The sequence below is a fragment of the Enterococcus innesii genome (assembly GCF_022846515.1).
Lineage (GTDB): Bacteria > Bacillota > Bacilli > Lactobacillales > Enterococcaceae > Enterococcus_D > Enterococcus_D innesii.
In genome coordinates this window covers 1,447,286-1,466,934 of sequence record NZ_AP025635.1, presented here as the reverse complement: position 1 = coordinate 1,466,934, position 19,649 = coordinate 1,447,286, and the positions used below count along the sequence as shown (strand labels likewise).

Below are 19,649 nucleotides of genomic sequence, written 5' to 3'. Positions count from 1 at the left end.
GTTTGTAGATTTTCCTGTTGGGAAACATAAAGAAGGAAAGATTCAGTTAGATAAAGGCGAAAAAGCGAATAGAATACCTTTTGATATTTCTGGGTTTACAAAATCTTTTTTCTCCGTTAGAATGAAATCATTAAGAAACCGATTGCGTAAATCGATTCAGGGAAGGAAGAAGGAAGATGAAAAAATTATTGAGCTTCGAATTTTGGCAAAAATTCGGAAAAGCGCTAATGGTGGTTGTCGCTGTTATGCCAGCCGCTGGTTTGATGATCAGTATTGGGAAAACGATCCCAATGATCAATGCCGACTGGGCATTCTTGATCACCACAGGAGGCGTCATTGAAAACATTGGTTGGGCAATTATTGGTAACCTGCATTTATTATTTGCATTAGCTATTGGTGGTAGTTGGGCTAAAGAGCGAGCTGGTGGGGCATTTGCTGCCGGGATCGCCTTTATTTTGATCAACCGGATCACTGGTTCGATCTTTGGCGTGACGAGCGCGATGTTAACCGAAGAAGGCGCCTTTACCCATACGTTGTTTGGGACAAAGATCATGATCGACGGTTTCTTTACTAGTGTATTAGAAGCACCTGCTTTGAACATGGGTGTCTTTGTCGGGATCATCGCCGGTTTTGTGGGGGCAACAGCTTACAACAAATACTATAATTTCCGCAAATTACCGGATGCGCTTTCCTTCTTTAACGGCAAACGCTTCGTCCCTTTCGTGGTGATTGCCCGTTCAGTAGTCGTCGCATTAGTATTATCGATCGTTTGGCCTTACATTCAAGCCGGCATCAACAACTTCGGTTTATGGATCGCGCAATCACAAGAAAGTGCGCCCGTTTTAGCACCGTTCTTGTTTGGAACCTTGGAGCGGCTGCTCTTACCATTCGGGCTGCATCACATGTTGACGATCCCGATCAATTACACCGAATTAGGTGGAACCTACACGATTCTTTCTGGAGCACAAGCCGGCACCCAAGTCTTTGGACAAGACCCCTTATGGCTTGCTTGGGCAACGGATCTAGTGAACATGCGCAATGCTGGCGATACGTCACAATATCAATTTTTATTGGAAAACTTTGTTCCTGCCCGCTTTAAAGTTGGACAAATGATTGGTTCCTCTGGGATCTTGATGGGCTTGTCTTATGCCATGTATCGCAATGTCGATGCGGACAAACGGCACAAATATACCTCTATGTATTTATCAGCTGCCATCGCTGTCTTCTTGACAGGGGTAACGGAACCGTTGGAGTTCATGTTTATGTTTGCTGCCGTACCGCTTTACCTCGTTTATGCAGTCGTACAAGGGGCGGCGTTTGCGATGGCGGATATCGTCAACTTACGGGTTCATTCTTTTGGGAATATCGAGTTGTTGACCCGTACCCCAATGGCGATCAATGCCGGCTTAGGACAAGATTTGATCAACTTTGTGTTAGTGACCATCGTCTTTGGTGTCGGGATGTATTTCTTGGCAAACTTCTTGATCAAAAAATTCAACTTTGCAACACCAGGTAGAAACGGCAACTATGAAACAGAAGGGGCCAGCGATGCGCCAGCAACTGCTTCGGCGGATGGCCATTTGAACCCAGATTCGCAAGTCGTGAAAATCATTCATTTATTAGGTGGACGTGAAAATATCGCCGACGTTGATGCATGTATGACTCGTTTACGGGTCTCTGTGAAAAATCGAGAAGCGGTCGGCGATGAAAAAGCGTGGAAAGCCGCAGGGGCGTTAGGCTTGATCGTAAAAGACAATGGCGTGCAAGCAGTCTATGGACCGAAAGCAGATGTCTTAAAATCAGACATTCAAGATATCTTAGATTCTGGTGTCACGATTCCCGAACCGACTGCTAGTCAAGCACCAGTAGAAACGACTACCCATCAAAGCCAAGGCGTGACAGCTGAACTAGCTGCTGTTGCCACTGGAGAAGTGATGCCGATCACCTCTGTCAAAGACCAAGTGTTTGCGGAAAAAATGATGGGTGACGGTTATGGTATACGTCCAGAGCAGACGACAGTTGTCGCACCAATCAGCGGGAAAGTCACCAATATCTTCCCAACGAAACATGCGATCGGCTTGCTTTCTGATGAAGGCATCGAAGTATTGGTTCACATGGGCTTAGATACCGTTGACTTAAACGGTGCACCCTTTACGGTAGCTGTCACTGAAGGACAACAAGTGGCGGTGGGTGACAAGTTAGCGGAGATGGATCTCGCTGCAGTAAGTGCTGCTGGCAAAGACACCACCATCGTTGTAGTGTTGACCAACAGCGATCAAATCGATTCCTTTGAATTGACCCAAATCGGCAAGCAACAAGCAGCCGCAGTTGTTGGAATCGTAAAACTATAATAAAATGACAAGCGGGTCGACTCTTTTGTTGACCCGCTCTCTTTTATTTTTAAAAGGAATCGTACAAGCAAACCGAGAGAAGGAGCCTTATTCATGAAGGTATTAACATTGAACACCCATAGCTGGTTAGAAGAAAATCAGCTAGAAAAATGCAAAATGATCGCACAAGAGATTGCAACAGGCGACTATGACATCATCGCCTTGCAAGAAGTCAACCAAACGATCGCTGCTGAAGCCATCGTTCCTGATGGGCTTTATTGCCCAACAGATACGCTGGTGGAAATCAAGGAGGACAATTTTGCTTTACGCCTAGTGGAAGAACTGCAACTGTTAGACTGTGATTACTATTGGTCATGGACTTACAGTCATGTAGGCTATGACATTTACCACGAAGGCAATGCCTTATTGTCCAAACAGCCCATCATTGCCAAAGAATACCTTGCTTCACAAGCCACGGATGTCTGGGATCATACCACACGCAAAAACCTGAGCGGCGTGACTGAAGCCGATGGACAGATCGTACAAGTCATTAGCTGTCATTTTTCTTGGTGGCAAGACGGTAAATTTGCCTACGAGTGGCAACAGACAGAAGCATTTTTAGCAGAACGGGCTGATACCTTATTGATCCTAGGGGATTTCAACAACGATGCCGCCAGTTCTGGGCATCAACTGGTCCTTGACAGCTCCTTACAGCTGCAAGACAGCTTTTTAACGGCTGCTGAAACGATCGGGGAAGCCTCTATCGTTAAAGCCATTGATGGTTGGCAAGATAATCGAGAAGCGTTGCGAATCGATTATGTTTTTACATCCAAAGACCTGCAAGCAACGGAATATGAAGTCGTTTTTGACGGAACGCGTACTCCGATCGTCAGCGATCACTTTGGAATCAAAGTGGTTTTTGCTTCAAAAACAGAGCCAAACTAGCAGAAACGACAGCAAAAAGCAGTGCCAACCGGCACTGCTTTTCTTTTTGGGGAAGTTAAATCGTTGATCGAACAAGGAGGAAAAATAATAAACTCAATAAAAGAATGAATGCTAATGCCCCATAGGTAAAACTCTTTTCGCCCCAAGTTGCGTTTTCCTCCTGACTCGAAAGACTTCTTCTTGTAAAAAAGACGAGTCCTGCGCCGATGACATTCGCTGTCAGTAATTGCTGGAAGAAGATCAGGATTAAATACTGTCCCAAAAGGCCTTTTTTACTCATGGAAAACCGTTGAATAAAGTACAGGCAAGCCCCTTGCAGCAAAAGGAGACTACTTAACAAGACCCCTAAAGCGGCTAACGGTTGCGAGTTGAGGTACTGGGCAAAGGTCATTCCATGGTTGAAGGCAGTCAAGGAAAGATAAAGATAGTAAGCACCGGCGATCAAAAGCCAATAACTCAGTAAAATCAATGGAAACGCCCATTTTCGTTTAGTCATGGTTGCCCTCCTGTAAAGTGAATAGTCCGTAGGAACGGATCAAATAATCAATCAAGCAGCTCAGTCCGATCAAAGACTGGCTAGGGATTTTCTTGCGACCGATTTGAAAAAAATCGCAATAATAGGTCAGGTGAAACGTTGAATGGCGAGCAAAATAATTATCTCCTGGCGCACTCAATGTCAAAACGGGAATCTGACGAATCGCAAAAGTCGTCAGATTCTCTTTGACGTTTTCTGTTTCGCCGCTGAGTGAGGCGATGATCACACAATCTTCGGCAGTGATCATCGGCATGACCATATCAAATTCCGTTTTGTTCGGCAATACGATCACTCGTTTTTCCATAGAAAGCATCATTTTGGAAAACTCCTCCAGTGCTTTCTTTTGGGAAAACCCAGTTGGGTAGCAGTAGATGGTTTTGCTGCGGTCAAACAAGCGGTTGAGGACAGCTAAGTCTACCGTTTTTACATAGTTGAGGGTGGCGAAAATATCCTCTTGTTGTTTTTCAAAAATCGTTTTTTGCTGCGAAATCGTTGTTATCTGTTCTTGCTGATGCCGTAAAAAATATTTGAACTCGGAATAGCCAGAAAAACCAAGTTTTTTCGTCAACCGTAAAATAGATGACTTTGAGACGTGAACCTGCTCGGATAGCTCGACGATCCCCATAGATAGAACGGTGTCGCCGTTGGAAAGAATGTAGTTTAGAATGCCACGATCAAGTTCACTTAACTCTGATTGGTGCTGTTGAATCAAATACTGTAATTTCACAAAAACCCCTCCTTATGGATTAAGTATAGCTGAAAAGCCAGGAGGGGAGGCGAAGAACGCTGGCTAGTGTAATTCTGGCCAAAAGGCTTGATTTGCTTCAATCAATTCATCGAGTAATTCTTTGGCTACACGGGCATTTGGGACCACTTTTGAAAGAATTAGTGCTTGCCACAGCTTCTGATAAGAACCCTCTGCCCAAGCTTCCACGACTAATTTTTCTACGGCGACTTGTTGCTCCATCAATCCTTTTTGGAAGCGAGGGATCTTGCCTTGTGTGATTGGTTCTGCTCCGTTACTGCCGACGATACAAGGCACTTCCACCATTGCCTGCTCATCAAAGTTGACGATCGCTCCTTCGTTAGGCACGATCAACAGCATCCGTTCTTGCGTGTTATAAGCAATCGCTCGTGCAAGGTCAACAATGTAGCTGGCGTGTTCATCCACTTCAAGCGTGGTGTCAGTCGCTGTCTGATTTTCTACGATGCGTTGGCATTCACCAAAGACGTGTTTTTCGCGGCCAGCCATGACTTCATTTGCCCGTGTAAAAGATGGGTTGGTGTGCGCCACTTCATCTTGAGGGAAAAAGTAATACTTCAAGTAGGTATTTGGCAAAGTGGATGGATCAACCTCGTACACTTCTTTTGCTTTGGCAAAGGTGTGCATCCAGCTGGCATCAGCATGTTGGCTCGCTTCGATTTCTTCTGGCAATGAATAGCCGTATTTTGCCACATGCGCCTGGATCTGTGGCAGCAAATCATTGCCAGCTTTGTCTCGTATATCTGTCCACCAGCCAAAGTGATTCAAGCCATAATAGCGAACCACCAACTCTTTGCGAGAAGCTAAACCGATCGCTTGCGCCATCCGTTCTTCGATTCCCACTGGCATATCACAAATATTAATGATCTTAGCATCAGGGCGTAATTTACGAGTCGCTTCTGCGACGATCGCTGCAGGATTGGAATAATTCAACATCCATGCATCAGGGGAATATTTTTCCATGTAATCGACTAACTCCAAGACACCGCCGATAGAACGCATCCCATAAGCGATCCCGCCAGGACCACAAGTTTCTTGGCCGACCACACCATATTTCAAAGGGATTTTTTCATCCTTTTCGCGCATCGCATACAAGCCAACTCGGATATGCGCCATCACAAAATCGACATCCTGAAATGCGGTTTCGGGATCAGTGGTTGCTAAAAAGCTGATTTCTGGTGCGCGTTCTTTCAATAAAATCTCGCAAGCTTGTGCAACTTTTTCTTGTCGTTCTTCCAAATTGTCGTAAAACTTGATTTGGCGAATCGGGAAACGATCCAAGTGTTCCAAAAGCATCAAGACGATTCCTGGGGTAAAGGTACTGCCGCCTCCGGCGATCACGATTGAAAATTTTTTCATTTTTGTTTCCTCCTTAGTCTGATACAGCTAATAATTTTTCGAATTGTTCTCTCACTTGTGGCACATCCAGGCCAACGATCACTTGGAAGGCGTTGCCGTTGCGAACAACACCATGGGCACCAGCGCCTTTAAAGATGTCATCTGGCAGCACTTGGTCTTGATCTTTAACGGTGATTCTTAGGCGAGTGGCACAATTAGTGACTTTATCGATATTATCGCGACCGCCAAACCCTTCTAAGTAGACTGCGGCTTGTTCGGTGTAGCGATTGGCACCAGCAATCACTGGCGTACCAGTGTTGGCTTGTTTTTCTTTGTAATCTTTTTTGGTGTACAGTTTGACTTCGCTATTGTTTTCTTCCCGTCCTGGTGTGGCTAACTTAAATTTGAGGATCAAGAAGCGGAAAACAAGGAAATAAAGGGCAGTAAAGGCTAACCCGATCACCAGCTGCGTGAAGATCATACTGCGATGATTTTGAAATAGCGGAATCCAGACCTTCGCCAACAGATCAATCAAGCCGCCCCCCATATCACCAACGACCCCGAAGGCAAACATCGTTGCCGCCATGGTCGCTGCTAAAACAGCGTGCACCGCAAAGAGGGGTGGTGAGATAAAGAGGAAGGTGAATTCCAATGGCTCAGTGATACCAGCTAAAACGGCAGTTAAAGTGGCAGGGATCAAAATCGCTAAGACCTTCTTTTTGTTCTCAGGCTTGGCTGTGAAATAAAAAGCAGCAGCGATCCCTGGTGCAGCAAAGATCTTAGAATTGCCATGTAAAGCAAAGCCCCCTTCAGGGAAAAGCTCTTTCAATGGTCTGGTGGATTGGGCAAATTCTTGTAAATGTGCCATCCAGTATTTGGAGATTCCTTCTTCGACGACAGCGGGACCAAAAACAAAGGGGGTATACACGAAATGATGGAGACCTGTGGGAATCAATATTCGCTCTAAGAAAGTATAGAGCCAGACCCCAAAGACCCCAGCACTTGCTAGAAACCCTTGCATGGACCCAATGCCAGCTTGGACTTTCGGCCAAATCAATGCGATCAAAAAAGCAACTGGCAGCATTAAAAAGAAACCGAGGATCACGACAAAGGAAGAGCCTTGGAAGATTCCGAGAAAATCAGGCAGCTTCATATCGAAAAACTTGTTGTGAAGATAGACGACGATTGCCGAAATAAAAATTGCTCCGATAATACCAGTATCTAATGTTTTGATGCCAGCGATCATTTTCAAGCCACTCTCACCGCCGGGATCAGCTGCAAAGTTGACACCGAAGAAGTTACCAAAGTACTCGATCATGCCAGAAATAAAATAATTACAAGTAATATAGACGACAAAGGCTTCCATTGCCGCTCGCGCATTGGCTTTTTTTGCGAGACCGATCGGTAATCCAATGACAAATAATAATTCCATTTGGTTGAAGACTGTCCACGCACCGTTTTCAATGATCGTCCAAATGTTGTACCAAGTAGAGCCTTCAGTGGCGATGCTCCCCACAAGCATCGGATTTTTAAAGATAATACACAGCGCGACCATGATCCCTGAAAAGGAAAACAAGAGGACCGGGGTAAACATCGCACCGCCAAACCGCTGAACTTTTTCCATCATAATTTCTTAACATCTCCTTTCAATTTTTACTACAACCTCAGTATAGAAAAGAAAGATAGCGGTTACAATGAAACGAGGCAGCATAGGAACGTAGAAGCAAATAAAGAGAAAAGGTGGCAACTGCGGGGAAATTTCCCATAAAAAAACAAACCTGCGAAAAACAGGTTTGTTTGCTAAATACGTGTATTTAAATTTCGACGTTGCCATAACGATTGGCAAGGGCGGTGCGGATCAAGCGCTCTGCCAAATGCTCATTTCTTGCGAGAAGCGGTCCGTGGAAGTAAGAGCCGAACACATTGCGGTAAACCACGCCTTCGGTTTGGTCTTCACCATTGTTTCCTTGTCCTTGGATGACTTTCCCCAATGGTTTTTCCCCTTTACCTAAGAAAGTACGGCCATTATGGTTTTCAAAGCCATAATAGGTCTCATCGAATTCTTCATTGTGGATCACGATGTCACCGATGAACCGGTTGTTTTCTTGGCTCAAGGTGTAATGATCCAAGGCACCGATCCCCTTGATTTTCTCGCCGTTGGCACCGATGTAGTAATGACCTAGCAATTGATAGCCGCCGCAGATCGCCAGCATGACGCCGTCATTTTCGATATAGCTGGTCAAGGCTTCTTTTTTTGATTGGATATCTTGTGAAACGATCACTTGTTCAAAATCTTGTCCCCCACCGAAAAAGACGAGATCATATTTTTCAGGATCGAAGGGCTCGTGAATGCTGACGACTTCTGCGTTGAAGGTCACGCCTAGTTTTTCGGCCACGTAGCGCAGCATCAAGAGATTGCCGTTGTCGCCATAAGTATTCAAAAGATTTCCATACAAGTGGGCAACATTCAGTTGATACTTAGTCACGACTCATTCCTCCTTTGATATAGCCTTTTTCCGCAAGTTTTTTGCGTAGCTGCAAGACTGCAGTGTAAGTCGCTAAAATATAGACTTTTTCTGTAGGTAAGTCTGCGATTTGCTTGATGACGTCATCAAGTTCAGGGGTTTCAATGATTTTCTCTTCAGGGATCCCCGCAACTTTTAGCCGCAACGCCATATCTTTGTGACGATCACCACCAGCGATCACTTGAGGAATCCCCATATCGGCAAACGCTTCATGGTCGCCATCCCAAATCCAGCTGACGTCGATCCCATCTGCGTAGTTGGCATTCAACAAGCTGACTAGCGAGAAAGGATAGGGTGACAGGCCGATCATATCAATGACTTGGTTCAAACCAACAGGGTTTTTAACTAAGACTAACGTACATTCTTTGTCCCCGATGCGGATCACTTCCTGGCGACCAAAGACTTTTTCGTCATAGGCCAAACCAGCTTTGATTTTTGCAGGTGCTACGCCATAATATTCCGCAACCGCAGTTGCCGCCAGCGCATTGTAGACATTGTACATCCCGCCGACTTCGATGCGATAGTCATTTCCGTCGATCACAAAATCAGCAGAGGTGTTGTCCATTGCGGTCATTTCCGTCAGTTTATAATCCAATTCTGGTCGATGGAAGCCGCAATTTGGGCAGTAGTATTTTCCAAGATTGGCATAGGTGATCATTTTATAATGCAAAATGTGATGACACTCAGGACACAACACGCCATCCGTATTGTAATGGGCCATCTGCTCTTCATCTGGTAAATGATCAAATCCATAGTATTTCCGCGGATTGACAGTTGCTACCGAATTGAACAGTGGCGAATCCCCATTGCAGAGGATCGTTGCTTCCGGTGAGTTTGCGGCACCTTCAACGATCATTTTATAGGTCGTATAAATCTCGCCATAACGGTCCATTTGATCACGGAAAATATTGGTGAAAACGAACAATTCCGGTTTGATGTACTTCGTTACTTTGCTGAGACTGGCTTCATCAATTTCTAAAACCGCAAATTTTTTGCCTTTTTTAGGGCGTGCCGATAGAAAGGTTGAAACGATCCCTTGGACCATATTGGCGCCGGTTGGGTTCGTCAATACTTCATCAAATTCTTGGCGCAAAATATTGACAGTCAAGGCAGTTGTCAATGTTTTGCCGTTGGTGCCTGTGATCACGACGACTTGGTAATCTTTCGCCAAATGATCTAATATATGTGGATCAACTTTTAATGCTAATTTACCAGGCAGGCTTGAGCCGCCTTTGAAAAAGTTCTTTAATACCCATTGAGAGGTCTTACCGACTGAAACAGCCAGATGACTTCGTATTCCCATAATGTAACCCTCCATTAGAGCGAATGCTTTCATTGTGCAAATTCAATTTATCATACCATATACCAAGAAAAAGGTTAAATTGCTTTTGCGATTCTTTAAATTTCTGCAAAGACCATTCTGATAAATGGCTCTTTTACTTGCGCTGATCAAAGGCTTGAAAAGCAAAACAGCAAACCTTCTGTCAGGTTTGCTGTGCTTTAACCGATAATGATTTTTTCCGTTGGGTACTCGTAACCTAAGTCACGTGTTTCTTTTGGTACGAATAACATCAAAGTGTACAGCATACCGACACGGCCAATAAACATCAAAAGAGCAATCACGAGTTTGCCAATAGTTGATAAATCGCCCGTGATTCCTAAAGAAAGCCCTGTGGTTCCAAAGGCCGAGGAAACTTCAACAATGATGGCAATCAAAGGGATGTCCTCGATGGCGGTCAAGAATAAGACACAAAAGAAGCACATGCCCATCGAAAGCATGAAGACTACCACCGATTTGCGGACGTCATCTTGATCGATGCGGCGACCAAAGATATTGATATTATCCTCACTTTTTAAGAAGGCATAGAGGTACAGCCCAATGATGGCAATGGTCGTCGTCCGAATCCCGCCACCAACAGAGCTGGGACTACAACCAATAAACATCAGCAAGGAGAAAACGATCAACGTCGTGGTTTGGAAGTTGCCTAAGTCATGGATCTGCAAGCCAGCATTCCGCGTTGTCATAGAATAAAACATGCTGTTCATCCACATACCACTAAAGCTGTAATCTTTGAATAAATAATCTTTCTCAAGGAAAAAAATCGCCAATGTGCCGCCGACAAAGAGGATCACGAAAGCCAAAACAGCAATTTTTGTGAACAAAGAAAAGCGAAACGGCAAGCGGCGGCGTTGTTTTTTCATTTTAAAAAGGACCCATTCCCGAAAGTCCATGATCACTGGAAATCCGATCCCCCCGATAAAAATCAAAATCATGATACACGTCAGGAAGAAATAATCATGGGAAAACGGCAAGATGGAATTGCCCGTCACATCAAAGCCAGAGTTGGTCACAGCAGAGATCGCTTGATAAAACCCATAAAAGATCGCGTCTCGCCAATTGTCATAATACCCGTAAAGATGAAAATAAACAGCGAAGATCGTGCCTGCTACCAACTGACAAACTAAAATGATGGTAAACGTCGTTCGAATCATCCGAACGATCCCGCTAAGCTTCGGCTGGTTCATATCCGTCATGATCAACTGGCGCTGCTTTAAACTGATTTTGCGCCGTGAAACGATCGCAAAAAAGGTCGAGATCATCATGATCCCTAAACCACCGACTTGAAAGAGGACTTCCAATAAAATGACCCCGCGGTCGTTAAATACGTCATTGATTGGGAAGGTAGTCAACCCTGTGACACTGACCGTGCTGACCGCCATAAAGAACAGATCGATAAACGCGACATGAGAGCCGGGTTCCCGAAAGAAGGGGAGTGAAAAAAGCCCCAAAGAGACCACCGTCATCACGATATAATAAAAAACGATCACTTGGATCGAAGACACATTCTGGGAAATAAATGTTTTGCTCCTGCGCTGTGTCAAGCGAGCAAAGCGGGTAAAGTTCATTACAAAAAACCCCTCACTAAATAAACTATCCCCAGTATACCAAAGAACCAAGTAGATTTGAAAGAAAGCAGGATAGAATTTATGAGCAGCAGAAATTGTGCAAGAAAAAGGATGCGGAAGTTGTATATACATGTTAAAATAATAACGTTAGAAAAACGCTTTCTTTAATGAAGAAAGTCAGAATGGAGAGAAGTAGATGAATGCCAACCCTTATGATATCAAGTTAGTAGCTGTCGATATGGATGGAACCTTTATGCGCACGGATTATACGTATGATGTTCCCCGCTTCAAGGCCGTGTTGGCCCGCATGAAAGCTGTCGGCTGTCAGTTTGTCGTTGCCAGCGGCAATCAGTATTACCAGTTGCGGGCTCAATTTCCCGGCTATGATCACGAGCTGAGTTTTGTTGCAGAAAACGGAGCACTTGTCAAAGACAAAGAAACAGTGCTTTTTGCAGCGGACATTCCCCGAGAAACGGTTCTAGCAACCTTAGATTTGTGTAAAAAATACCCCGAAGTTAAAAATGTGATGTGTGGGCTCAATAGTGCTTATTGTGAACGGGGAACGGTCAGTGATGCTTTTTTTGAATTAACAAATAAGTATTACCACAAATTGCAATGGGTCGATGATTTTGCCCAAGTAGAGGACACGATCTTGAAATTTGCCCCAACTGTTCCTGTCGAAAAAACGGCCTATTATTCGGAACTGTTTCAAAAAGAACTAGCCGGTTTGCTAGTACCAACAGGCAGTGGGCATGGTTCCGTGGATCTGATCGTGCCTAACTGCCACAAAGCATCAGGATTGGCACGCTTGGTCGAGCGATGGGGGATCACTCCTGAGCAATGTGTCGCTTTTGGCGATGGCGGCAATGATTTGGAAATGTTAGCCTATTGCCAGAGAGGCTATGCGATGGACAATGCGCCAGAAAACGTCAAAGCCGTTGCCACCGCTGTCTGTCCGTCAAATGATGAGGATGGAGTATTAGTCACATTGGAACAGCTGTTTCCGATAGTCTAGGCGTTCTTTAAGATTCTTAAAAAAAAGTAAGTATTCCGATCAATTTTCACGATTTCAGAAGAAAACGCTAGCAATTTATGAGAAGATAAAAGAAGAAAAAGATAGCAGCGACGATCCGCACGGAACAATAGCGAGAAAGCGGACAAAAAAGCGCATAAATTTTTTTGGAAATCGAGACGGAAATGGGGAGTATCATGAAAGACGTAAAAATTATTTTTTTCGATGTTGATGGCACACTGATCGATATGAGCAAAAAGCAAATCTCTGAAAGAATGTTAGCCACATTAAAAGCCTTGAAGAAGCAAGGGATCCTGTTGTGCATTGCGACTGGCAGAAGTCCCATCGCGTTGCCGCAATTTGAAGGCGTGACCTTCGATGCGTTTTTGACCTTTAACGGATCGTATTGTTTCAATCAAGCCGAGGGGATCCACCAAAACCCCATTCCTAAAAAAGATGTTCAGCAAATCATAGAAAATGCCACGGCGCTCAAGCGTCCAGTAGCGATTGCAACGAAGGATCGAACGGTTGCCAATGGTAAAGATGCTGATTTAGTTGAGTATTTTTCCTTTGCTCACCAAGAAGTGATCGTGGCAGAAGATTTTGATGAGTTGATCCAACAGCAAGACATTTTCCAAGTGATGTTAGGTTCAGGGAAAGAAGACTACGCCAAAGTGATGGCAAATACTACAGAGGCGAAAATCACCGCCTGGTGGGATCGGGCAGTCGATATTATTCCAGTCAGCAGCGGAAAAGGAAGCGGCATTGCCAAAATGCTGGCTTACTATGGCTTGGATAAATCCGAAGCCATTGCCTTTGGCGATTGCAACAATGACATTGAGATGCTAGAGGCAGTCGGCTGGGGTCTCGCAATGGCCAATGCTTCGGACGAGTTAAAAGCAATCGCCGACGAAGTGATCGGTCACGTAGCCGAGGAAGGCATTTATCATTACTGCTTAGAAAATGGGCTATTGGGTGAAGTCGTGCAGTGATGGGCAATGCGCCAGTTGCTGTTGCCCGCTAAGAACATGCGCCGCCAGGATCGCTACTGGGTGTCTGTTTCATCAAATAAAAAAACTGTTTCCGAAATGCATTAGGGAAACAGTTTTTTTGATATAAAGTTGTTTAGCAATGTGTACGGCTTACAGCGCCTCTACTGCTTCGATCGCCTGATAGACTTTTTCGGGTGTGATCGCAGGATCGATCAAAACAAAGGTTTCTTCTTCTTTGACAGCATAGGTCAGAACCGAGGCGAAGTAATCCCGATCAAGGCGCGTCACGTGGAGATCCTTCAGCTTCATTGGCAAGTGCAAAGCTTCGTAAAATGGCCGTAATTCTTCAATCACATCAAAATCATTGGTATAGGCAAGCTGGACCCAAATGCAGTAGGCGACTTTGTTGCCGTGCAAGACACTATGGGTCTCATTCAAATAAGACAAGCCGTCATGCAGCGCATGCGCACCGGACGTGCGGCCAAACTCTACTGCAAAACCGCCAACTTCGCCTGCCAAAGCAATGATCGCGTCGGTGATGCGGGCAAAGGCGGGTGTCAGCTGCCCAGCTTCTAGGTCTTTGACGGCTTGGATCGCATCGGCAATCAGCAAGTTTTTGATCAAAAGAGCGCTTTGGAAACCTAGCCGTACTAAGGCAGTCTTGTCGTCTTCTGCCATGTTGCGGACGATGGCTTCCATTTCATAATATTTGGCTAACGTATCAGCGATCCCTGCGATAAAGTAATCAACAGGTGTGGCTAGTAAAAAACGGGTGTCGACGATCGTCATGTAGGCACCTTTTTTGGCATAGTCGATTTTACAAATCGTATGATCGGGGTAATAGGCGACGATCACCGGGGTAAAGGGCGCACAGTTGGAAACCAATGTAGGGATCACGATCAGCTCTGCGCCAAGGGTTTGGGCGGTGATTTTTGCTGTATCAGCGACCTTGCCGCCGCCGATTGCCACCACGGCATCTGCTTGCTGGATCGCTTCAGCTAAGATTTGCGCATTTTCATAACTCGATGATCCATCGTAACGGTAGATCGGGTAGTCGAATGAATGAGGGTAATAGTTCGAAAACACATCGAATGACTGCTCCCCAGTAATTACTGCTACCTCTTGGAACTCTCGTAAATACTCCGGCAAATCAGTTAAGACCCCATCGCCCGTAATATAACGGTTTGGACCTGGACGGACTTCATTGGCTAACATCAAACAAACACTCCTTTATAATCGTCAGAATTTTCTAATCAGTGTATCGCGAAAATGCCCTGACTGTCAATTTCCTTTTGGCAAAAAAAAACAGAAAACAGCCGATCTGCTGACGAGGCAGATCGGCTGTTAGTGATGAATTGTAATGAACGTTCCCCAAAAAGTTAAGCCCAGTTTTGGCGAATAAAGCCGGCTCGACCGGAGCCTTCGCTATAAGCATTGTAATGGGCTGCATTTTTTTTGTAAAAATCTTGATGATAGTCTTCTGCAGGATAAAAAGGTTCTGCTGGTTCGATCTTCGTTACGATCGGACGGTCAAAGCGGCCACTAGCTTGCAACTGCGCCTTTGATTTTTCCGCAATCGCTTTTTGTTCTTCACTATTGTAAAAAATCACTGGACGATAGGAATCACCACGGTCGGCAAACTGACCAAACGCATCTGTGGGGTCTGTCTGTTGCCAATAGATGGCAACCAATTCTTCATAAGAGATGACTTCAGGATCAAAGGTGATCTCAACTGCTTCGGTGTGACCGGTGGTACCTGTCGTTACTTGTTGGTAGGTTGGGTTAGGCACATGGCCACCAGTAAAGCCAGAAACCACTTTGAGGATGCCTGGCAGCGAATCAAAAGGCTTCACCATGCACCAAAAACAACCGCCAGCAAAAATTGCCGTATCTTTCATAGGTATTCCTCCTTTGCTTCTATGGTATGCTTCTAGTAGAGGAAAACAAGAGATATGCTTAGAAAACAGGGCAATGAAGAAAGGAAGTTTGCATGGAAAGTATTTTGATTTTACTTCGAGGTAATTCTGGCAGCGGCAAAACCACTATTGCCAAAGCTGTTCAGCACGTTTTTGGGGAAGAGGCAGTGCTGATTTCACAAGATGTTTTTCGGCGAGAAATTTTTTGTGTCAAAGATACCCCTAATAATTTAGCCAGCGGTTTGATGAAAGAAGCTGTCCTATATGCGAAGGGGAAAGTGCCGGTGGTACTTGTTGAAGGAATTTATTCTCGTGAAAAATACCAAGACTTTCTCGACTTTCTAATGAAACTCTTTCCCAAAAAAAAGCTAGTTTATTATTTTGATCTTTCTTTTGAGGAAACGGTCAAAAGACATCAGACCCGAATGCAGCGAGACTATTTTTCCGAGGAAACGATGCGTAAATGGTGGCTTGAGCGTGACTTGCTTTTCCCAAAAGGATCTTCAGAGGAAAGACTGATCAAAGAAGGCCTAACGATAGCAGAAACGGTCGATCAGATCATCGCAGATCATCAAGAAACAAGAAGGAGTGATTGAATATGACGCGAATCATTGAACAAGGAACAGACCAAGAATTGGCTGCGTTAGAAACAGCATTAACAGCTTACACAAAGCACCAAAAACCATTTACACAAACAGATACCTATCAGAACTTTAGCAGTGTAATCAAAAAAGAGGGTGTGGTGATTGCTGGTGGCATTGCCTACGCCTCAATGTATCATATCGGCTATCTTGACACCCTGTGGGTCAAAGCATCCGAGCGGGGAAAAGGGTATGGCAAGCAGATTCTTACGGATCTTGAACAGCAGTTGAAAGCATTTGGCTGTGAAAACTGTCAGACGGCGACCTTTGATTTTCAAGCGCCAGATTTTTATCAGCGAATGGGTTATGACGAAATTGGGAGAATCGCCCATACGCAAAATCAGCTAACAGAAATTTTTCTAGTAAAGAAATTACATGATTGATTCCAAATTGATTCTCAAATAAACCTTTGAACAAGGAAAAAACCAATGAGAGAGAGGCACAACCAATGTTAGATAAATCAATTCCATATGCAGAAATCTGGATGAAGCGAGCGCACAAAAACACACCGATCCAGCCCCTTCAATCCGATAACTATTCGCTACGCAGCTACCAAGCAGGAGACGAAAGGCACTGGGCACGGATCGAAACATCCGTCGGAGAGTTTGACAATGAGGCCGAGGCATTGGCATATTTTGAAAGGGAATTTATGCCCGAGCAAGCACAGCTAGGACAGCGAATGTTTTTTGCCCTTGATCAATCAGGTACACCGGTCGGTACGGCTACCGCTTGGAAAAAAGCCAAGCAAGACGGCACACTGGTTCCACTAGTCCATTGGGTAGCAGTAATGCCGCAAGCCCAGCGTCAAGGGATCGCTCACGGCTTGGTCACGCAAGTCGTTGCTGTCTTGGAGGCAGCCAACGAACCAATGTACCTTCATACGCAAACCTGGAGCCACGCAGCAATCAAGCTCTATCAGCAGCTTGGATTTGCGATCATTGCAACAGATATCAATGGGGCTGAAAATCCAGAATATCCACTGGCTTGTCAGGTATTGGCAGAAGTGGCCCAAAAAGCCAGAAACGAGTAAGAGATGCTGGCGGAAAAAAATCCGTTAACTTTTCGTAAAACTCTTGCGTAAAAGGCGGCATGTGTCGAATTTAAGTCTGTAAAAATTCTCCTTTTTCAAGTATAATACCAAAGGAGTATGAGGAAGGATGGGCGAGATGGCACAGCTTTTTTTTAAATATGGCGCAATGAATAGTGGGAAAACGATCGAGATACTGAAAGTTGCTCACAACTATGAAGAACAAGACAAACCAGTCGTGATCATGACAAGCGGATTGGACACGAGAAGTGGCGTGGGAAATGTTTCGAGTCGCATCGGCTTAGAACGAGACGCGATCCCGATTTTTGATGAAACGGATCTGTTCCATTTGATCAAAGACCTGGGTTATAAACCTTATTGTATTTTAATCGATGAAGCACAGTTCCTAAAGAAGCATCACGTGCTGGCTTTCACCAAAATCGTGGACGAGTTAGGTATCCCTGTGATGGCCTTTGGTTTGAAAAATGATTTCCGCAATGAATTATTTGAAGGCTCAAAATACTTGCTGCTTTACGCAGATAAAATCGAAGAGATGAAAACCATCTGCTGGTTCTGTCATAAAAAAGCAACCATGAACTTGCACTATATCGACGGAAAACCCGTTTACGAGGGCGATCAAGTACAAATCGGCGGCAATGAAGCGTATTATCCAGTTTGCCGCAAGCATTACTTTCACCCGGGAATGAAAAAAGAAGGAGAATAATCAATGTACGATCAGTTACAAGCAATCGAAGACCGTTACGAAGAATTAGGCGAATTACTAAGTGATCCAGCCGTGATCTCTGACACCAAACGCTTCATGCAGCTTTCAAAAGAAGAAGCCAATACACGGGAAACGGTGGAAGTCTACCGCCGTTACAAAGAAGTCGTTGAAGGAATCAAGGATACCGAAGAAATGCTTGGGGAAAACCTTGATGCGGAAATGGCGGAGATGGCCAAAGAAGAACTCTCTGACTTGAAAAAAGAAAAAGATGTTTTAGAAGAACGCATCAAAATCTTGTTATTGCCAAAAGATCCGAATGATGACAAAAACATCATCATGGAGATCCGTGGTGCAGCAGGCGGCGATGAAGCAGCCTTATTTGCTGGCGATCTTTTCAATATGTATCAAAAATATGCGGAAAATCAAGGCTGGAAAGTCGAAGTCATGGATGCCAACGTCACTGGGATCGGCGGCTACAAAGAAGTCATCATGATGATCACTGGCGACAACGTCTTTTCAAAATTGAAATATGAGAGCGGCGCCCACCGAGTACAAAGGGTACCGTCTACCGAATCACAAGGCCGAATCCATACGTCTACGGCAACGGTCGTGGTTATGCCTGAAGCAGAAGAAGTCGAAATCGATATCGCAGACAAAGATATTCGGACCGATATTTACCATGCCTCTGGTGCCGGTGGTCAGCACGTCAACAAAACAGCTTCTGCTGTTCGTTTGACGCACTTGCCAACAGGGATCGCTGTTGCGATGCAAGATGAGCGTTCACAGCTGAAAAACCGTGAGAAAGCGATGAAAGTCTTGCGGGCACGGGTCTATGACCAAATGCAGCAAGAAGCACAAAGCGAATACGATGCAAACCGTAAATCAGCAGTGGGTACCGGCGATCGTTCTGAACGGATTCGGACCTATAACTTCCCACAAAACCGCGTAACAGATCATCGTATCGGGTTGACTATTCAAAAATTGGATCAAATTTTAGCTGGAAAACTCGATGAAATTGTTGATGCACTGATCGTTTACGATCAAACATCAAAATTAGATGAGATGCAAAATGGCTAAAACCTATCGAGAAGTCCTTTCACGGGCTTCTTCTTTTTTAGAAACGAAAGGACTGGACGGGTATGCGATCCAATACCTGTTTTTACAGCGAAAAAACTGGCAACAACTCGATTGGCTGCTGCAGATGGACCAACCCATCCTAAAGGAAGATGAGGCACAGATCGCAGCAGATCTTGAACAGTTGCTACAGCATGAACCCCCGCAATATTTACTGGGGTATGAAGAATTTTATGGGCATCGCTTAAAAGTGACTCCTGCAACCTTGATCCCGCGTCCAGAAACCGAAGAGCTGGTGGAAAAGTGTTTGGCAAAATTACCAGCAGATCAGCCACTACGAGTCGTAGACATCGGCACAGGTACTGGAGCGATCGCCATTGCCTTAAAATTGGCACGTCCCCAGTGGGCCGTAAGTGCCGTGGATCTTTCAGCAGAGGCATTAGCCGTTGCTAAAGAAAATGCGACAGCCTTAGGCGCAGAGATCCGCTTTTTCCAAGGAGATACTTTAGAACCTGTGGCAGATCAGCAATGGGATCTGATCGTTTCCAACCCGCCGTATATCAGTGCTGAAGAGTGGCCACTGATGGATATCAGCGTACGGGAAAAAGAGCCTAAAATGGCGCTTTTTGCTCAAGAACAAGGGTTAGCGATCTATAAGCAATTAGCACAGCAAGCACCGAAGTGTTTGGCGCCAAGTGGGCAAATGGCGCTAGAAATCGGCTTTCAGCAAGGACCCGCCGTTCAACAACTGTTTGCAGCCGCTTTTCCCAACAAAGAAGTCACCGTAGTAAAAGATCTTGCGGGTCAAGACCGGATGGTGTTCGTCAGTCATCCACAAGATGTGGATAAATAAATTTTTTTTACACAGGAAAAATTGCAAAAACCTTATGAAATGAACGACTTCTAAATAAACCGAGTTA

General features: G+C 44.9%; 19 protein-coding genes. 10 read left to right on the top strand and 9 right to left on the bottom strand.

From position 1 onward, the window contains the following. Window positions 1–176 precede the first annotated feature (176 nt). Both ENLAB_RS06705 and ENLAB_RS06700 read left to right on the top strand, forming a co-directional pair. Window positions 177–2,351 carry a PTS transporter subunit IIBC gene (locus ENLAB_RS06705; protein WP_244353179.1) on the top strand — a complete coding sequence of 725 codons (2,175 nt, stop codon included), beginning with the start codon at window positions 177–179 and terminating at the stop codon, window positions 2,349–2,351. A gap of 93 nt (window positions 2,352–2,444) precedes the next feature. After that, window positions 2,445–3,275 (top strand): endonuclease/exonuclease/phosphatase family protein, encoded by an 831-nt coding sequence (locus ENLAB_RS06700; RefSeq protein ID WP_244353178.1) that lies wholly within the window; start codon window positions 2,445–2,447, stop codon window positions 3,273–3,275. Between the two features lie 55 nt (window positions 3,276–3,330). Here ENLAB_RS06700 and ENLAB_RS06695 read toward each other — a convergent pair whose 3' ends face one another. The 7 genes from ENLAB_RS06695 to ENLAB_RS06665 all read right to left on the bottom strand — a co-directional run bounded on the left by ENLAB_RS06695 (window position 3,331) and on the right by ENLAB_RS06665 (window position 11,475). Then, window positions 3,331–3,771: a hypothetical protein gene (locus tag ENLAB_RS06695; protein WP_244353177.1), complete on the bottom strand. Its 441-nt coding sequence runs from the start codon at window positions 3,769–3,771 to the stop codon at window positions 3,331–3,333. Beyond that, window positions 3,764–4,537 (bottom strand): MurR/RpiR family transcriptional regulator, encoded by a 774-nt coding sequence (locus tag ENLAB_RS06690; protein WP_244353175.1) that lies wholly within the window; start codon window positions 4,535–4,537, stop codon window positions 3,764–3,766. Before ENLAB_RS06690 ends, ENLAB_RS06695 begins: the two co-directional genes overlap by 8 nt. A gap of 63 nt (window positions 4,538–4,600) precedes the next feature. Beyond that, window positions 4,601–5,932 (bottom strand): 6-phospho-alpha-glucosidase, encoded by a 1,332-nt coding sequence (locus tag ENLAB_RS06685; protein WP_008379332.1) that lies wholly within the window; start codon window positions 5,930–5,932, stop codon window positions 4,601–4,603. Between the two features lie 13 nt (window positions 5,933–5,945). Next, a complete protein-coding gene (locus tag ENLAB_RS06680) occupies window positions 5,946–7,538 on the bottom strand; it encodes an alpha-glucoside-specific PTS transporter subunit IIBC (protein WP_244353173.1) in 1,593 nt (530 codons plus the stop codon). 187 nt (window positions 7,539–7,725) lie between these two features. Continuing rightward, a complete protein-coding gene (locus tag ENLAB_RS06675; RefSeq protein ID WP_005233555.1) occupies window positions 7,726–8,397 on the bottom strand; it encodes a type 1 glutamine amidotransferase in 672 nt (223 codons plus the stop codon). Beyond that, window positions 8,390–9,739: a Mur ligase family protein gene (locus ENLAB_RS06670; protein ID WP_077452305.1), complete on the bottom strand. Its 1,350-nt coding sequence runs from the start codon at window positions 9,737–9,739 to the stop codon at window positions 8,390–8,392. The genes ENLAB_RS06675 and ENLAB_RS06670 overlap by 8 nt, the downstream gene beginning before the upstream one ends. 197 nt (window positions 9,740–9,936) lie before the next feature. Next, window positions 9,937–11,475 (bottom strand): TrkH family potassium uptake protein, encoded by a 1,539-nt coding sequence (locus ENLAB_RS06665; protein ID WP_077452304.1) that lies wholly within the window; start codon window positions 11,473–11,475, stop codon window positions 9,937–9,939. 64 nt (window positions 11,476–11,539) lie between these two features. On the opposite strand from ENLAB_RS06665, the gene ENLAB_RS06660 reads away from it, so the two are divergent. Then, the gene (locus ENLAB_RS06660; RefSeq protein ID WP_244353171.1) at window positions 11,540–12,358 is read left to right on the top strand and encodes a Cof-type HAD-IIB family hydrolase; all 819 of its coding nucleotides are present in this window, start codon (window positions 11,540–11,542) and stop codon (window positions 12,356–12,358) included. A 194-nt stretch (window positions 12,359–12,552) separates the two neighbouring features. Next, window positions 12,553–13,347 carry an HAD family hydrolase gene (locus ENLAB_RS06655; RefSeq protein WP_369522129.1) on the top strand — a complete coding sequence of 265 codons (795 nt, stop codon included), beginning with the start codon at window positions 12,553–12,555 and terminating at the stop codon, window positions 13,345–13,347. A gap of 150 nt (window positions 13,348–13,497) precedes the next feature. On the opposite strand, the gene ENLAB_RS06650 is transcribed toward ENLAB_RS06655, so the two are convergent. Continuing rightward, window positions 13,498–14,562 (bottom strand): iron-containing alcohol dehydrogenase family protein, encoded by a 1,065-nt coding sequence (locus ENLAB_RS06650; RefSeq protein ID WP_244353167.1) that lies wholly within the window; start codon window positions 14,560–14,562, stop codon window positions 13,498–13,500. Window positions 14,563–14,726: 164 nt separating this feature from the next. After that, entirely contained in the window at window positions 14,727–15,245 is a 519-nt protein-coding gene (gene msrA / locus ENLAB_RS06645; protein WP_077452300.1) for a peptide-methionine (S)-S-oxide reductase MsrA, read from the bottom strand. A gap of 92 nt (window positions 15,246–15,337) precedes the next feature. On the opposite strand from msrA, the gene ENLAB_RS06640 reads away from it, so the two are divergent. The 6 genes from ENLAB_RS06640 (at window position 15,338) to prmC (ending at window position 19,582) form a co-directional block, all read left to right on the top strand. After that, complete coding sequence (locus ENLAB_RS06640) at window positions 15,338–15,859, top strand: AAA family ATPase (RefSeq protein WP_244353165.1); 522 nt, start codon at window positions 15,338–15,340, stop codon at window positions 15,857–15,859. A 2-nt stretch (window positions 15,860–15,861) separates the two neighbouring features. Further along, a complete protein-coding gene (locus ENLAB_RS06635) occupies window positions 15,862–16,287 on the top strand; it encodes a GNAT family N-acetyltransferase (RefSeq protein WP_244353163.1) in 426 nt (141 codons plus the stop codon). 65 nt (window positions 16,288–16,352) lie between these two features. Continuing rightward, window positions 16,353–16,934 carry a GNAT family N-acetyltransferase gene (locus tag ENLAB_RS06630; RefSeq protein WP_244353161.1) on the top strand — a complete coding sequence of 194 codons (582 nt, stop codon included), beginning with the start codon at window positions 16,353–16,355 and terminating at the stop codon, window positions 16,932–16,934. Window positions 16,935–17,070: 136 nt separating this feature from the next. After that, the gene (locus ENLAB_RS06625) at window positions 17,071–17,655 is read left to right on the top strand and encodes a thymidine kinase (protein WP_005227882.1); all 585 of its coding nucleotides are present in this window, start codon (window positions 17,071–17,073) and stop codon (window positions 17,653–17,655) included. A 3-nt stretch (window positions 17,656–17,658) separates the two neighbouring features. Next, window positions 17,659–18,732 carry a peptide chain release factor 1 gene (prfA, locus tag ENLAB_RS06620; RefSeq protein ID WP_005227884.1) on the top strand — a complete coding sequence of 358 codons (1,074 nt, stop codon included), beginning with the start codon at window positions 17,659–17,661 and terminating at the stop codon, window positions 18,730–18,732. Further along, window positions 18,725–19,582, top strand: coding sequence for a peptide chain release factor N(5)-glutamine methyltransferase (gene prmC / locus ENLAB_RS06615; RefSeq protein ID WP_244353158.1), 858 nt, complete (start codon window positions 18,725–18,727; stop codon window positions 19,580–19,582). Before prfA ends, prmC begins: the two co-directional genes overlap by 8 nt. Window positions 19,583–19,649: the final 67 nt, after the last annotated feature.

Bases quoted from the DNA above. Each gene is read 5' to 3' on its own strand.
- ENLAB_RS06685 (WP_008379332.1), bottom strand. From the start codon at position 5,932: ATGAAAAAATTTTCAATCGTGATCGCCGGAGGCGGCAGTACCTTTACC.
- ENLAB_RS06680 (WP_244353173.1), bottom strand. From the start codon at position 7,538: ATGATGGAAAAAGTTCAGCGGTTTGGCGGTGCGATGTTTACCCCGGTC.
- msrA (WP_077452300.1), bottom strand. From the start codon at position 15,245: ATGAAAGATACGGCAATTTTTGCTGGCGGTTGTTTTTGGTGCATGGTG.
- ENLAB_RS06625 (WP_005227882.1), top strand. From the start codon at position 17,071: ATGGCACAGCTTTTTTTTAAATATGGCGCAATGAATAGTGGGAAAACG.
- ENLAB_RS06660 (WP_244353171.1), top strand. From the start codon at position 11,540: ATGAATGCCAACCCTTATGATATCAAGTTAGTAGCTGTCGATATGGAT.
- ENLAB_RS06705 (WP_244353179.1), top strand. From the start codon at position 177: ATGAAAAAATTATTGAGCTTCGAATTTTGGCAAAAATTCGGAAAAGCG.
- prfA (WP_005227884.1), top strand. From the start codon at position 17,659: ATGTACGATCAGTTACAAGCAATCGAAGACCGTTACGAAGAATTAGGC.
- ENLAB_RS06655 (WP_369522129.1), top strand. From the start codon at position 12,553: ATGAAAGACGTAAAAATTATTTTTTTCGATGTTGATGGCACACTGATC.
- prmC (WP_244353158.1), top strand. From the start codon at position 18,725: ATGGCTAAAACCTATCGAGAAGTCCTTTCACGGGCTTCTTCTTTTTTA.
- ENLAB_RS06640 (WP_244353165.1), top strand. From the start codon at position 15,338: ATGGAAAGTATTTTGATTTTACTTCGAGGTAATTCTGGCAGCGGCAAA.
- ENLAB_RS06695 (WP_244353177.1), bottom strand. From the start codon at position 3,771: ATGACTAAACGAAAATGGGCGTTTCCATTGATTTTACTGAGTTATTGG.
- ENLAB_RS06650 (WP_244353167.1), bottom strand. From the start codon at position 14,562: ATGTTAGCCAATGAAGTCCGTCCAGGTCCAAACCGTTATATTACGGGC.
- ENLAB_RS06635 (WP_244353163.1), top strand. From the start codon at position 15,862: ATGACGCGAATCATTGAACAAGGAACAGACCAAGAATTGGCTGCGTTA.
- ENLAB_RS06700 (WP_244353178.1), top strand. From the start codon at position 2,445: ATGAAGGTATTAACATTGAACACCCATAGCTGGTTAGAAGAAAATCAG.
- ENLAB_RS06665 (WP_077452304.1), bottom strand. From the start codon at position 11,475: ATGTATATACAACTTCCGCATCCTTTTTCTTGCACAATTTCTGCTGCT.
- ENLAB_RS06670 (WP_077452305.1), bottom strand. From the start codon at position 9,739: ATGGGAATACGAAGTCATCTGGCTGTTTCAGTCGGTAAGACCTCTCAA.
- ENLAB_RS06630 (WP_244353161.1), top strand. From the start codon at position 16,353: ATGTTAGATAAATCAATTCCATATGCAGAAATCTGGATGAAGCGAGCG.